Raw genomic sequence first — 15,694 nt, forward strand, 5'->3', positions numbered from 1 at the left:
GAACAAATAAAAAAAGCAATTCCTATTTATTTGACTTCAATAATCTTTGTTATGTTTTTATTGTTTTTTCTATTAGAATCTAAACTTTACAGCTTTTTTGGTGGTATTAAAAATTTTATAATCTTCTGCATTCTTTTATCTGTAAGTATTTGTGGTTTTTATGTTTATTTAAGCACAAAAAAAATTAAGCAAAAAGAAAAATTATCAAAAAATATAGGTTCGAAAATATATAATTTAATGAAATTAGAAGATGAGTAGAAAATCTGTAGAAAACATATCGTTACTAAAAGATAATAATCTTAAAGAAAAAAGTTTTAAACACGAAAACTTTGTCGCCGGTATTGCACCAAATTTAAGAGGCCCCTATTCTACAATGTACGTAAGAAGACCTTGGACTATTAGACAATATGCAGGTTTTTCTACCGCAGAAGAAAGCAATGCCTTTTATAGAAGAAATTTAAAAGCAGGACAAAAAGGTTTGTCTGTTGCCTTTGATTTAGCAACCCACAGAGGTTACGATTCTGACCATGAAAGAGTGCAAGGAGACGTTGGTAAAGCTGGTGTTGCTATTGATTCTGTAGAAGACATGAAAGTCTTATTTGATCAAATACCATTAGATAAAATGTCTGTTTCTATGACAATGAATGGTGCTGTATTACCTATTCTAGCATTTTATATTGTAGCAGCAGAAGAACAAGGGGTTTCATTGGACCAACTCTCAGGAACCATTCAAAATGACATTTTAAAGGAGTTTATGGTAAGAAATACTTACATATACCCTCCTTCTCCATCCATGAAAATTATTGCTGATATTTTTAAATATACCAGTAATCATATGCCTAAATTTAATTCTATTTCTATTTCGGGTTATCATATGCAAGAAGCTGGTGCCACTGCAGAAATTGAATTGGCTTATACATTAGCAGACGGTTTAGAATATATTAGAAAAGGAATTGATGCGGGTATGGATATTGATTTGTTTGCACCAAGATTATCTTTCTTTTGGGCTATTGGTATGGATCACTTTACAGAGATAGCAAAATTAAGAGCAGCAAGAATGTTATGGGCAAAAATTGTAAAACAATTCAACCCTAAAAATCCAAAATCTTTAGCCTTAAGAACACATTGCCAAACTAGTGGCTGGTCTTTAACAGAACAAGACCCTTTTAATAATGTTGCAAGAACTACCATAGAAGCAATGGCTGCAGCATTTGGTGGCACGCAAAGTTTACACACAAATGCTTTGGATGAAGCCATTGCTTTACCAACAGATTTTTCTGCAAGAATTGCTAGAAACACTCAAATTTACCTTCAGCAAGAAACTCATATAACAAAAACAGTAGATCCCTGGGCAGGTAGTTATTATGTAGAAGAGTTAACCGAAGAAATAGCGAATAAAGCTTGGGCACTTATACAAGAAGTAGAAGAATTAGGCGGAATGACAAAAGCTATTGAAAAAGGGATTCCGAAAATGAGAATTGAGGAAGCTGCAGCAAAAAAACAAGCAAAAATTGATAGCGGACAAGATGTAATTGTTGGTGTTAATAAATATAAATTAGCACAAGAAGACCCACTACATATTTTAGAAGTAGATAATGAAGCTGTTCGTAACTCTCAAATAGCGCGTTTAAATAAATTAAAAACAGACAGAAATAATGATGCTGTAAAATCTTCACTTTCTGATTTAACGAACGCTGCAAAATCCGGTAAAGAAAACTTATTAGATTTAGCTGTTAAAGCTGCTAAAAACAGAGCAACTTTAGGTGAAATATCTGACGCTTTAGAAGTAGAATTCGGAAGACATAAAGCTGTTCACAAAACAATTTCTGGTGTGTATAGTAAAGAAATTAAAGAAGACAAAATATTTAAAGAAGCTAAAGAATTAGCAGATAAATTTGCCGAACTAGAAGGTAGAAGACCTAGAATAATGATTGCTAAATTGGGGCAAGATGGCCACGATAGAGGCGCAAAGGTTGTTGCTACAGGTTATGCCGATTTAGGTTTTGATGTAGATATTGGTCCTTTATTTCAAACACCAAAAGAAGCAACCAAACAAGCGGTAGAAAATGATGTGCATATTTTAGGGATATCTTCTTTGGCTGCAGGCCACAAAACCTTGGTTCCGCAAGTAATTGCCGAATTAAAAGCATATGAAAGAGAAGATATTATGGTAATTGTAGGTGGTGTTATTCCTGCGCAAGATTATCAATATTTATTTGATGCAGGCGCTGTTGGGGTTTTTGGCCCAGGAACTAAAATTGCACAAGCAGCAATAGATATGTTAACCATATTAATAGATAGTATTTCTGAATAATTTAAAAAAAGCAACTTTAAAAGTTGCTTTTTTTAATTCTATTTATTTTTTAAACATAATATTTTCTGATTCAGAAAAATTCTCATCAGGAATTTTATTAAAAAACTCTAAAGTCTCTGTTTCGTTAGTATTACCATACGGAACCAAAATTGTTCCTTTAGTATCGTCTTTCGTTTCAATTACATATAGTATAGACATATCAGACGGGTTACTGTTACCTTCATATCTGTGTTTAGCCACAACCTTAATTCCGTTTGGTGTAAACCTCATGTCAGATCCGTTTTCAATCAACATATTTCCGTCTACTCTGTAACTATTTGTATAACCTTCGTTTTCGTATTTTTTAATGAAATCTAATTCATTTGTTCCTTCGTTGTTCATAATATACATTTTTTAGTTTCCACTAAATTACAAGCATTGTCAAATTCTAAATATCGTAATCCATATAAAAATTAACTCAAATAAATAATCTATATTTTTTCTTGATAGAGTTAATTTTAAATTGATTAACGACAACTTTACAGCTTACAATCAATTAAATTTGTGTAAAACAAATCAATCATGGCTATTTTAGGAAATATTATTAAAGGAATTATCAGTTTAACTGATACACTTTCTTCAGAAGTAAACCACATCGAAAATCAGAAAGAAATTTTAAATAAATTATTAGAAACTGCTAAAAAAACACAATTTGGAAAGCATTATAATTTTGAAGAAATTTTAAATTCAGAGAATATTCAAGAGGCATTTCGTAAAGAAGTTCCTTATTTCGATTACAATTCTTTACATAAAAATTGGTGGTACAAAATTCATGAAGGCGAAGAAGATGTAACTTGGACTGGTTCTCCCTCTTATTTTGCATTAAGTTCTGGTACGACTGGTAAAACAAGCAAAAAAATTCCTGTTACCGATGATATGATTTCTGCCATTAGAAGTTCTGGAATAAAACAAGTTACTGCTCTTAACAACTTCGAGTTACCAGCAGATTTTTTCGAAAAAGATATTATGATGTTGGGAAGTTCTACGGATTTAGCTGAAAAGGATGATCATTTAGAAGGAGAAATTAGCGGAATTAGCGCTAGTAACATTCCGTTTTGGTTTAAAGGATATTATAAACCAGGAGAAGAAATTGCTAAAATTGAAGATTGGGATGAACGTGTAAATCATATTGCAGAAAATGCCAAATCTTGGGATATTGGTGCTTTAAGTGGTATACCTGCTTGGATAGAATTGATGTTACAAAAAGTAATCGAACATCACAATTTAGAAAATATTCATGAAATATGGCCAAATCTAAAAGTTTATACTTCGGGAGGAGTCGCTTTTGGTCCTTATGAAAAAAGTTTTAAAGCTTTATTAGGTAAACCGGTAACTGTTATCGATACATATTTAGCATCCGAAGGATATATTGCAACACAAACCAGACCAGAAACAGATGCAATGCAACTAAATACAGAAAATGGTATTTATTTCGAATTTGTACCCATGAATCCTGATTATATAAACGAAGATGGTTCTTTAAAACAAAATGCACCATCAGTTAGTTTAGAAAACGTAGTGTTAAATCAAGATTATATTTTAATAATTAGCACTGTTAGTGGTGCTTGGCGATATTTAATTGGAGATACAATCGAATTTACAGATGTAGAAAAAGCAGAGATTAAAATTACGGGTAGAACAAAATTCTTTTTAAACACAGTTGGTTCTCAATTATCTGTTAATAAAATGGATGATGCAATTCAACATTTAGAAGAAAAGTTTTCGACTCAAATAACTGAATATACCATTTGTGCAAAAAGATTTGAAGATGGGGAATTTTACCATTCTTGGTATTTAGGAACTGAATTAAAAGAAGAAAACTCTAAAATTGTTAATGAATTAGATAATTATTTAAAAAACGCTAACAAAAATTATAAAGTAGCTAGAAGTAAAGCTTTAAAAGGAGTAAAAGTAAACATTATTCCGGTAGAAAAATTTTATGATTGGAATGACAGTAATAAGAAAAAAGGCGGTCAAGTAAAAATGGAACGTGTTATGAAAGAGTCTAAATTTGCAGAATGGGAAAGTTTTGTAAATAATAACCATCTTAAATAATTAATTATGGAAACTATTACAACTATAAATCCGGCAACGGAAAAAGAAATAAAAACATATAATAGAGATTCTAAAGAAGAAGCTTTGTATAAAATTGAAAAGGCAAATGAAGCTTATTTAAATTGGAAAAAAACTTCTTACCAAGAACGCTCTAAATTAATGCATAAACTGGCAGATATTTTTGATAAGAAAAAAGACGAATATGCAAATTTAGCTACGGAAGAAATGGGAAAAATAATTTCTCAATCTAAAAAAGAAATTGAAAAATGTGCTTTGGTTTGTAGATATTATGCAGATAATATTGAAGAATTATTAGCGGATAAAATTATAGAAACAGAAGCTCAAAAAAGTTATGTTACTTATCAACCTCTAGGCGTTACTTTAGCTGTTATGCCATGGAATTTTCCGTTTTATCAAGTAATTCGATTTGCTGCACCTGCTTTAATGACAGGTAATACTGCAGTTTTAAAACACGCATCTAACGTACAAGGTTGTGCATATGCTTTAGAAGATGCATTTAATGAAGCTGGTTTTCCTAACGGAACATTTACCAATTTAAATGTTACATCAAAATTAATTAAACCCATTATAGAAAATAAAAATATTGTTGCAGTTACATTAACTGGTAGCGAACCCGCAGGTAGATCTGTTGCCAAAATTGCTGGAGAAAATTTAAAGAAAACCGTTTTAGAATTAGGTGGTAGTGATGCCTATATCATTTTAGATGATGCAGATTTAGAGAAGGCGTCAGATTTAGCCACCTATGGTAGGTTACAAAACAACGGGCAAACCTGTATTGCTGCAAAACGTTTTATAGTTTTAGAGAGTATTTATGATGATTTTCTAAAATTATTTACAAAAAAAATGCAAGATGCAAAACTAGGTAATCCTACTGATGAAGATGTATATTTCGGACCAATGGCAAGGATTGATTTGAGAGACGAAATTCATGAACAAGTAGAAAAAACGATAAAACAAGGTGGCAAGTTAGTTTTAGGAGGAAAAATTCCTGATAGAATTGGAGCCTTTTATCCGGCAACAATTTTATCAGACTTAAAACCAGGTATGACAGCTTTTGATGAAGAACTTTTTGGACCTGTTGCTTCTGTTATTAAGGCTAAAGATGAAAACGAAGCTATAGAATTAGCCAACAATTCTACCTTTGGTTTAGGTTCTGGTGTTTTAACCGGAAACTCTAAAAGAGGAGAAAAAATTGCTTTACAATTAGAAGCCGGAAATAGTTTTGTTAATAAACTTGTGGCTTCTGACCCTAGAATGCCTTTTGGAGGAATTAAAAATAGTGGCTACGGAAGAGAACTCTCTAGTTACGGAATTAAGGAATTTGTAAATACAAAATCTATTTGGATAGATTAAATAATCTAAAAACATTTAACTAAAATACACAAGAAAAATCCGATTTATAAATTGGATTTTTTTTATGTTAAATCTAAAATTTACGGCTATAGAACCCTAAAATATTTTGTAAATTGCAAAGCTATTTTCATTTTAAAACAAAACTCTCAAAAAACTGATTATCATAAATTTATGTCTTTTACAAGAACCCTAGAAAAACTTAAAATACTTGCTGACGCCGCTAAATACGACGTTTCGTGTTCTTCTAGTGGAAGTAAAAGAACAAATACTAACAAAGGTTTGGGTGATGCGACAGGTATGGGAATTTGCCATTCGTATACAGAAGATGGTAGATGTGTTTCGCTATTAAAAATACTACTCACAAATCATTGTATTTTTGATTGTGCTTATTGCGTAACCCGCAAAAGTAATGATGTTAAACGTGCCGCCTTTAAAGTACAAGAAGTAGTTGATTTAACTATAAATTTTTACCGAAGAAACTATATTGAAGGCTTATTTTTGAGTTCCGGGATTTTTAAAAGTGCAGATTACACAATGGAACGTTTAGTTGCCGTTGCAAAAAAACTACGCTTAGAAGAAAATTTTAATGGGTACATCCATTTAAAATCAATTCCGGGTGCTTCTGATGAATTGATGCGAGAAGCTGGTTTATATGCCGATCGATTAAGCGTAAATATAGAAATACCTACAAAATCTGGTTTAAAGTTATTGGCACCAGATAAAAATTTTGATGATTTTATAAAACCAATGAATAAGGTTAAGAATGAAATCATACAATATAAAACCGAAAAGAAAATTATTAAAAGTACGCCTAAATACGCGCCTGCTGGCCAAAGTACCCAAATGATTGTTGGTGCAAGTGGCGAAAATGATTTTCAAATATTAAAAACTGCAGAACATTATTATAAAAACTATAACTTAAAAAGGGTTTATTACTCTGGTTATGTGCCTATAAGTTTAGATAATCGATTGCCAAAAATTGGTACAGAAGTACCCATGTTAAGAGAAAATCGATTGTATCAATCGGATTGGTTGACTCGTTTTTACGGTTTTCAAACTAATGAAATTGTAAATCTAAATCATCAAAATTTAGATTTAGATATCGATCCTAAATTAAGTTGGGCACTTAGAAATTTACATGAATTTCCGGTTGATGTAAATACTGCAGACAAAAGGATGTTAGCCAGAATACCAGGAGTTGGTATGAAATCTGTTGCTAAAATTTTAATGGCAAGAAAATACAGAAGATTAAATTGGGATCATCTTAAAAAAATAGGTATCGCTTTTAACAGAGCGCAATACTTCTTAGTTTGCGATAGTAATATTTTTGAAAGACGAGATTTAACGGCAGAGAAATTGAAAGCAAAAATCTTAAAGAACTCTAAGAGTAAATATGACAAAATACTAAGTCCGCAATTAAATTTATTCTCTTAAATGCAAGAGAAAACACTAATTTACGATGGCTCTTTTGATGGATTTTTATGCTGTGTTTTTTACGTTTTTGAATATAAACTTAAAAACGCTAAAATTCAGAATGAATTTGTACAACAAAACGCCTTATTTTCAGAAAACGAAAAAATTACTACCAATAAAGAAAAAGCAGATAGAGTTTGGAAAGGTTTAAAAACAAAAGCATCTACAATTAGCACTACCAAAATTTATTACGCTTTTTTAAGCGAGCAAGCAGGTGTAGAAAATATACTCTTAGATTACATCACATATATTTTTAAAAGTAATAAAAAAGTAGATACAGATTTTACTAATAATAGTGTTTTAAAAACATCAAAAATTGCTAAAAACGTAAGCAGAGAAAAACATAGAATGGAAGCTTTTGTTAGATTTAAACTCACAAAAGACGCAATTTATTTTGCTAACATAGAACCAGATTTTAACGTTTTACCTTTAATTTCTAAACACTTTAAAAGTAGATATGCAGACCAAAAGTGGGTTATTTATGATATTAAAAGAAATTACGGATTATATTACGATTTAGAAGAAGTAACAATAATGCAAATGGAATTTCCTAAAAATTTCAATTTTTCTAAAACTGATAAAAACTTTTTTTCTGAAGAAGAGTTTGATTTTCAAACACTTTGGCAGAACTATTTTAAAAGCACCAATATTACAGAAAGAAAAAATATGAAACTTCACATACAACATGTGCCTAAGCGATACTGGAAATATTTAAGCGAAAAGCAACCTTAATTAGACAACTTTTAAGTTATTCCTTTCCTCTACAAGAACCATAATTTCTTCTGGAGACAAATAATATCTTTTAATTCTTTTTTTATAAACTTCAGAAATATCGGCATTATTTAAAATAAAATCTTTTGTTTTTAAAATATACGATTCCATTTTATGCTTTACCGCAAAACTATCGGCAGCTCTTTCTGCTTCTACAATATGATTTTCAGAAAAAAGATATTTAATTCCGAACCAAATCAAGTTCAATTTACTTCTATCTTGATAATCCATAATATGCCCAAGTTCATGACCAATCCAACCAATAAAAACATCCGTAGGAATATCTCTTGTAGAAAATTCTTTATCGGAAATTTTAAATTTTTCGCTTATTAATATTAAAAATTTACGATCTACTTTAGACTTAAAAAAACTATCAAAAGTTGGTCTTGCTTGCATGGTAGATTTTTTAATATTCTTTTTAAATTTAAATTCTATATGAATATTTTTTAACTGCGGATAGTATTTTAAAGCGGTTTCAACTTCATCTTTTATAGAATTTGGTATGATATGATATGTAGACATAAATATTGTGATTTTTTTAAAACTTTAATACATAAATATACCGCTATCTAGAAGTTCTTTTGTGCTTTTATGCTTAAATTTGTAACTCTTTTAAAAAAGCATTTCAAAAGGATGAAAAAAATATTCAATTTCCTATACTCAACACGTTTAATGGCATTTTTATTTATATTATTTGCCACTGCAATGGCAATTGCCACTTTTATAGAAAACGATTACGGCACACAAACTTCTAAAGCTCTAGTTTACAATACTTGGTGGTTCGAAGCTATAATGATTTTCTTTATTATTAATTTTTTTGGTAATATTTTTAGATACAGATTATACAAAAAAGAAAAATGGCCAGTATTAATGTTTCACGCAGCATTTTTACTAATAATTGCCGGTGCTGGTATTACTCGTTATCACGGTTATGAAGGTATTATGTTAATTGAAGAAGGTGAAACTACCAATAAATTTTTATCTGAAACTACATATTTAAATGCAATTGTAGATGACGGAATTTCACAAAAACCAGAAATTAATGCCCCAATTATGCTTTCTGCTTGGGGATCTAATTCTTGGTCTTATTCTGATAATTTTAAAACCAATGAAAATGATATCAATTTTGAGTTTGAATTGGTTGATTACATTCCGTGGGCAGAAAAAAAATTAATTGAAGATGAAAACGGAACCGAACATTTATTTTTCGTTGAATCATCTGAAGGTAGTAGACACGAACATTGGATTAAAAAAGGAACTTTACAAAATATTCATGGTGTTTTAGTTGGTTTTGAAGCCGATAATAATAACGCTTCTATTAATTTTACAAATAAAGACGGCGCTCTAAAAATGATTTCTAAAGATGATGGAGATTGGTTTAGAATGGCAGATCAAAAGAAAGGCAAAGTCGTTAAAGATTCTTTACAAAATTTTCAATATTTAACTTTACACAATATTGGTAAGTTACAATTTGTAATACCAAGACCTGCAGAAAAAGGAATAATGAAAACTGTTAGCGGTCCTAAAAGCGATAAAGTTTTAGATGTTATTGTTTTAGATATTAAGAGTAATAACCAAACCGAAAGAGTAGAAATAAAAGGTGGTAAATTTAATTCTGAAGGAACCAAAGAAGTAAAAGTTGGTGATTTAAATTTTAGATTATTATACGGTTCAAAAATTTTAGAAACTCCGTTTAGTTTAAAATTAAACGATTTTCAATTAGATAAATATCCTGGTTCGGAAAGTGCTGCGGCATATGCAAGTGAAATTACCGTGATAGACCCAGAAGAAACTTTTGATTATAGAATTTTTATGAACCATATTTTAGATCATAAAGGTTATAAATTTTTTCAAGCAAGTTATGATTTATCAGACGGAAAAGAAGAAACACACCTTTCTGTAAATCATGATTTCTTAGGAACTTTTGTTACTTATTTAGGTTACTCTTTATTATATACTGGTTTAATTTGTATCCTTTTTGCAAAAAACACTCGTTTTGATCAACTTAAAAAGAGCTTAAATAAAATTAGAAAGAAAAAGCTAACTATGTCTATAGTTGCTACTGTATTCTTGTCTTCTATTACATTTTCTCAACACTCAGACGCTAACAGTCATAATCCTGTTAAAATAACCAATCAACAAATAGATTCTATTTTAAAAGCGAATATGGTAGATGTTGCGCATGCAGATAGTTTTAATCAATTGGTAATACAAGATAATGGTAGAATGAAACCTGCTCACACTTTTGCATCTGAGTTGGTAAGAAAGGTAAGTAAATCAGAAAACTTTAAAGATATGGAACCAAGTCAGGTTTTATTATCTATAATCGAAAATCCAAGACTTTGGTTTGAAGTTCCTGTAATTTATTTAGAAAAAGGAAATACCCAAATTAGAGAATTTTTAGGTGTAGCAGATACTACAGAATATGCTTCTTTATCAGACTTTATAACGCCAGTAGGTATTTATAAAATAGAAAAGAAAGTAGCAGAAGCTCAAAAGAAAAAAATTAAAAATAAATTTGAAAAAGATCTAATTAAAATTGACAGAAGAATTGGTTTGTTATATTCTGCTATTGGCGGCGGAATTCTAAAAATCTACCCAATTCCTGGTGATGAGAACAATAAGTGGGTTTCTCAACCAGAAACCTCTACAGCTAACTTTAAAGGAACAGATTCTGTTTTTGTAAGACAATCTTTACCAGTATATATTAACTTTTTACAAAAAGGTAAAAAAACAGGCGATTATACAGATGCAAATAAAATTTTAGACGGAATTAAAAAGTTTCAACAAAAATTTGGTTCGGAAGTTATACCTACAGAGAAGAAAATCGATTTAGAAATATCGTATAACAAAATACAACCTTTTCAAATGCTATCTAAGTATTATGGTTATGCAAGTATCTTTTTAGTGATTTTTGTAATCTGGCAAATATTTAATTCTAAAAAATGGATTAACACAATTGTAAGAGTTTTAACAATTGGTGTCGTTGGCTTGTTTATATTTCATACTTTAAGTTTAATTTCTAGATGGTACATAAGTGGTTATGCGCCTTGGAGTAATGCTTACGAGTCGATAATTTTTGTTGCTTGGGCAACGATGTTGTTTGGTCTTTTCTTCGGACGAAAATCTGCGCTTACAATTACGGCAACTGCATTTTTGGTAGCCATAACTTTAGGTTTTGCGCATCAAAACTGGTTAGATCCAGAGATTGCCAATTTACAGCCCGTTTTAAATTCTTGGTGGTTATTAGTACATACATCTATTATTGTAGCTAGTTATGGGCCGCTTTCTTTAGGAATGATTTTAGGAATTTTCGCACTTTTATTAATGGTTTTTACCACTGATAAAAACAAAAAGAAAATGGATTTAAACATCAAAGAAATTACCATTATTAACGAAATGACAGTTACTGTTGGTTTGATAATGTTTACGATTGGTAACTTCTTAGGCGGAATGTGGGCTAACGAAAGTTGGGGTCGTTATTGGGGTTGGGATCCAAAAGAAACTTGGGCTTTAATTTCTATTATGGTGTATGCTTTTATTTTACACATGCGTTTAATACCAGGTTTACGTGGTAGATATACTTTTAATTTATGGTCTATTATTGGTTATGCATCTATAATGATGACTTATTTTGGGGTTAACTTTTACCTTTCTGGATTACATTCTTATGCAAGCGGAGATAGAGTAATTACACCTACTTCTGTATATTATTCTGTAGGATTTGTTTTAATTCTTGGTAGTTTTGCATTTATCAAATACAAAAAATATTATAAAAAATAAATTTAAAAGGAAGTAACTTTATATTTTAAGAAGAAAATGTATTTTTGCTGCTTTAAAATCAATCTATAAATAATCTAGTTTACTAGAAATTACAAAAGAGATATTATATGTTTCATAAAAATATTAAATTAATTTTAGCCGGTTTAATTTCTGTTTGGGCAGTTTACCAATTTGTGCAAGGAAATATCATGAACGGAATTTCAATCTTGTTGTTAGCAGGAATTTTTGTTTTATTTTATTTTAAAAACGAATTTATTTTACTTGCTTTTTTACAACTTCGTAAGCAAAACTTCGAAGGAACCAAAAAATGGTTAGATTATATTAAAAACCCTGAGGCTGCATTAATTGTTAAGCAACAAGGTTATTATAATTATTTACATGGAATTATGTTAAGTCAAAAAAACATAACACAATCAGAAAAATACTTACGTAAAGCTGTAAAACTTGGCTTATCTATGGATCATGATTTAGCAATGGCAAAATTGCAATTAGCAGGAATTGCAATGACTAAAAGGCGTAAAAGAGAAGCAACTAATTTAATGGCAGAAGCTAAAAAACTAGACAAACATGGTATGTTAAAAGAGCAAATGCAAATGATGAAACAACAGATGAAAAAAATCTAAAGTTTTTTTACATGTTATAATTAAAAAAAATCCGATGAAAATATTTCATCGGATTTTTTTATATTCAAAATTCTAAGATTATTTAATTCTTGTTAGCGTTAAATCATCATTGTACTTTACAATAAACAAACCTCTATTTTCAACAATTTTAAAAAGCTTATCTGTATAATCAAACTTACTTTCTACTCTGTAAGAATAACCATCATCAAATGTAGATTTTAAGCTTTTACCCGAAGCCAAACGCATTAAAATATCATATGTTACATCAAAACCTTTAGTTGCATACGCGGAAGGTAAAACTCCGTTTTTAGCTAAATAACTTTTATTAAAAGCCATGGCACTGTAAGAATCTTCTCTAACATACTCATCGCTAACATACGTAAAACCTAATTTAGCTAATTTAGAATTGTCTATTTTATCAAATGCGCTAACCTTATCAAAAGTAAATAATGATGCAGTTGTTTCTTCTGGCAAACTAATTAAACTATTGATAACACTTGCAATAATAATTTTATCGCTTGTTGTTAATACAACAATATTTTTCATGTTTGGCTTTAACACATCTGTAAATTTTTCCTTTTTTATGTAACCATCTTTTGGTGTAATTAAGCTAACACTATTTATAGAATCGTGTGATTTTAAAACTTCTCTAATTTTATTAGAATCAAAGTTAGAAGTTGTTTTTCCATCTCCTACAATAATTATGTTTCCGTCATGAAAGCTTTCTTCTATATAACTTAACAATTTATCTCTAAATAATTTTTTATTTGGAGACGTTTTGATAATTCTGCCAGAAGAAAATTTTGATTGTTTTTTAGAATATACCGGAAAAACAATAGGTGCATTTACATTATCTGCTACATACTCCACCTCTTCAGAATACAAAGGACCAATAATTACATCTTTCTTCTTAAGATTATTCTCTGCAACAATTGTTTTAATTTTTGTACTATTTCTACTTGTATCAAAAACTTCTACATTTAATTCTACACCTTGTTTTCTTAACGAATCTATTGCTATTTCTGCACCCAAATATAAATCTGTTACAATATTTGCCAATCTACTGTTTCCAAAGATTTCATCGCTAGTTTTTGCTTCTAACTCTTGCGCTCTAAAAGGCAATAAAATTGCAGCATCTATAGAAACACCATCTTTAATATTATCAACATAAACTTGTTCTTCTTCAAAAACATTTTCTATAGGCATAATTTTTATAAGTTGTCCAAGTTTTAAACCATCATTTAATTCTGGGTTTAATTTGATTAACTCTTCTCTAGAAACATTGTAAAACCTTGTTAAGCTATAAAAAGTATCTCCTTTTTTAACTTCGTGAATTTTGAATTTTTTTTCTAACTCAGAAATTAACAAACTTCTTTGTTTTTCTTTTTCTGATATTAAATCAACATCTAAGTTTTCTGTTTCCTTTACTTTAAAATTATCTTCTGTCGCATTTTCATCCTTTTCTTTTGAAATAGAATTACTTACGGAATTCATATTCTTGTTAGGAATAATGATTACAGTATTTGCATCCGGATTTTTATCTACATCAGGATTAAGGCGCAATAAATCTTTGGTTTTCATATCTAATTTCTTAGCAATCTCACCAATAGATTCTCCTTCTTTTACTTTATATTGAATGTATTTTTTTTGCTGACCGCATGATACGGTAAACGTTAGAATACACAGAAAAACAAAAAATTTAAGATGTTTCATATATTTTATTCCCATTCTATAGTTGCAGGTGGTTTAGAACTAATGTCGTACACTACTCTATTAACGCCTTTTACTTGATTTATTATTTTATTTGATGTTTTTTGTAAAAATTCATACGGTAAATTTACCCAATCTGCTGTCATACCATCGGTACTTTCTACAGCTCTTAGAGCAACAACTTTTTCATATGTTCTTTCATCACCCATCACGCCAACAGAGTTTACAGGCAACAACATTGCTCCTGCTTGCCAAACTTTATCGTACAAACCGTCTTCTTTTAATCCGTTTATAAATACAGCATCAACTTCTTGTAAAATCCTTACTTTTTCTGCTGTTATATCTCCTAAAATACGAATTCCTAAACCTGGGCCTGGAAATGGATGACGTCCTAACAATTCAGAATCAATTCCCATTGAAGCTCCTACTCTTCTTACTTCATCTTTAAAAATCATACGTAAAGGCTCTACAATTTTTAATTTCATATAATCTGGCAATCCGCCAACATTATGATGACTCTTAATAGTTGCCGATGGTCCTCCATTTACAGAAACCGATTCGATAACATCAGGATAAATTGTTCCTTGTGCTAACCAAGTTACGTCTTTTATTTGATTTGCTTCATCATCAAAAACCTCTATAAACGCATTTCCTATAGCTTTTCTTTTTTTCTCTGGATCAGAAATTCCTTCTAGTGCTTTCAAAAAACGTGCCGATGCATCTACTCCTTTTACATTTAATCCCATTCCTTCGTATTGTGCCAGTACACTTTCGAATTCATTTTTACGTAAAAGACCGTTGTTTACAAAAATACAGTATAAGTTTTCTCCGATTGCTTTGTTTAGTAAAACTGCTGCTACTGTAGAGTCTACACCTCCTGAAAGTCCTAAAACTACCTTGTCGCTACCTACTTTTTCTTTGATAGCGTTTACTGTGCTTTCTACAAAAGAATCTGGAGTCCAGGTTTGAGCTACACCCGCAATTTTTACAAGAAAATTTTCTAATAATTGTTTACCATCTGTAGAGTGATAAACTTCTGGATGAAATTGAATCGCGTAAGTATCTTCACCTTTAATTTTATAAGCGGCATTTTCTACATCTTTTGTACTAGCCAATAACTCGCCATTTGTTGGTAATTCTTTAATTGTGTCTGAGTGACTCATCCAAACTTGGCTACCTTCAGAAATGTTGTCAAAAAAAGTTTCATTACCTTTTACATAAGATAAATTTGCTCTTCCATATTCTCTAGTGTTAGAAGGTGCTACTTTTCCGCCAGAAAAATGAGCCAAATATTGTGCGCCATAACAAACAGCTAGCATTGGCTTTTTCCCTCTAAGATCTGTTAAATCTGGATGTAAAACATTTTCTCCTCTAACAGAATTAGGACTACCTGATAAGATAATTGCTTTAAATTCTGATTGATTTTTTGGTGGATGGTTGTAAGGATGAATTTCACAATAAATGTTTAATTCTCTAACTCTTCTTGCAATAAGTTGTGTGTATTGCGATCCGAAATCTAAAATAAGTACGTTGTGTTGTTGCATGCGCAAAA

The 15,694-nt window shown here is 30.2% G+C and carries 11 protein-coding genes; 7 read left to right on the forward strand and 4 right to left on the reverse strand.

What is annotated here, in order from left to right:
* Nucleotides 1-250 precede the first annotated feature (250 nt).
* The gene (gene scpA, locus ACYPV9_RS09775) at nucleotides 251-2,314 is read left to right on the forward strand and encodes a methylmalonyl-CoA mutase (RefSeq protein ID WP_299065082.1); all 2,064 of its coding nucleotides are present in this window, start codon (nucleotides 251-253) and stop codon (nucleotides 2,312-2,314) included.
* 42 nt (nucleotides 2,315-2,356) lie between these two features.
* Here scpA and ACYPV9_RS09780 read toward each other — a convergent pair whose 3' ends face one another.
* Nucleotides 2,357-2,695 (reverse strand): hypothetical protein, encoded by a 339-nt coding sequence (locus ACYPV9_RS09780; protein ID WP_459743334.1) that lies wholly within the window; start codon nucleotides 2,693-2,695, stop codon nucleotides 2,357-2,359.
* A 180-nt stretch (nucleotides 2,696-2,875) separates the two neighbouring features.
* Between ACYPV9_RS09780 and ACYPV9_RS09785 the strand changes: the two genes are divergently transcribed.
* From ACYPV9_RS09785 to ACYPV9_RS09800, 4 genes are all read left to right on the forward strand, one after another.
* Nucleotides 2,876-4,408 (forward strand): GH3 family acyl-acid amido synthetase, encoded by a 1,533-nt coding sequence (locus ACYPV9_RS09785; RefSeq protein WP_459743336.1) that lies wholly within the window; start codon nucleotides 2,876-2,878, stop codon nucleotides 4,406-4,408.
* Nucleotides 4,409-4,414: 6 nt separating this feature from the next.
* Nucleotides 4,415-5,782 carry an NAD-dependent succinate-semialdehyde dehydrogenase gene (locus ACYPV9_RS09790; RefSeq protein WP_459743338.1) on the forward strand — a complete coding sequence of 456 codons (1,368 nt, stop codon included), beginning with the start codon at nucleotides 4,415-4,417 and terminating at the stop codon, nucleotides 5,780-5,782.
* Between the two features lie 171 nt (nucleotides 5,783-5,953).
* Complete coding sequence (locus tag ACYPV9_RS09795) at nucleotides 5,954-7,216, forward strand: putative DNA modification/repair radical SAM protein (RefSeq protein WP_299066069.1); 1,263 nt, start codon at nucleotides 5,954-5,956, stop codon at nucleotides 7,214-7,216.
* Entirely contained in the window at nucleotides 7,217-7,987 is a 771-nt protein-coding gene (locus tag ACYPV9_RS09800; protein ID WP_459743340.1) for a TIGR03915 family putative DNA repair protein, read from the forward strand.
* Here the strand turns inward: ACYPV9_RS09800 and ACYPV9_RS09805 are convergent, their stop codons facing one another.
* Nucleotides 7,988-8,548, reverse strand: a complete 561-nt coding sequence (locus tag ACYPV9_RS09805) for a hypothetical protein (RefSeq protein ID WP_299066064.1) — start codon at nucleotides 8,546-8,548, stop codon at nucleotides 7,988-7,990.
* Between the two features lie 111 nt (nucleotides 8,549-8,659).
* Here ACYPV9_RS09805 and ACYPV9_RS09810 point away from each other — a divergent pair, with 111 nt between their 5' ends.
* Entirely contained in the window at nucleotides 8,660-11,809 is a 3,150-nt protein-coding gene (locus ACYPV9_RS09810; RefSeq protein WP_459743343.1) for a cytochrome c biogenesis protein, read from the forward strand.
* Between the two features lie 107 nt (nucleotides 11,810-11,916).
* Nucleotides 11,917-12,432, forward strand: coding sequence for a DUF2892 domain-containing protein (locus ACYPV9_RS09815; protein ID WP_299066058.1), 516 nt, complete (start codon nucleotides 11,917-11,919; stop codon nucleotides 12,430-12,432).
* Between the two features lie 78 nt (nucleotides 12,433-12,510).
* Here the strand turns inward: ACYPV9_RS09815 and ACYPV9_RS09820 are convergent, their stop codons facing one another.
* A complete protein-coding gene (locus ACYPV9_RS09820; RefSeq protein WP_459743345.1) occupies nucleotides 12,511-14,145 on the reverse strand; it encodes a LysM peptidoglycan-binding domain-containing protein in 1,635 nt (544 codons plus the stop codon).
* Between the two features lie 5 nt (nucleotides 14,146-14,150).
* Nucleotides 14,151-15,686 (reverse strand): glutamine-hydrolyzing GMP synthase, encoded by a 1,536-nt coding sequence (guaA, locus tag ACYPV9_RS09825; protein ID WP_459743347.1) that lies wholly within the window; start codon nucleotides 15,684-15,686, stop codon nucleotides 14,151-14,153.
* Between the last annotated feature and the right edge of the window lie 8 nt (nucleotides 15,687-15,694).

Source organism: Polaribacter sp. OB-PA-B3 (genome assembly GCF_054589375.1).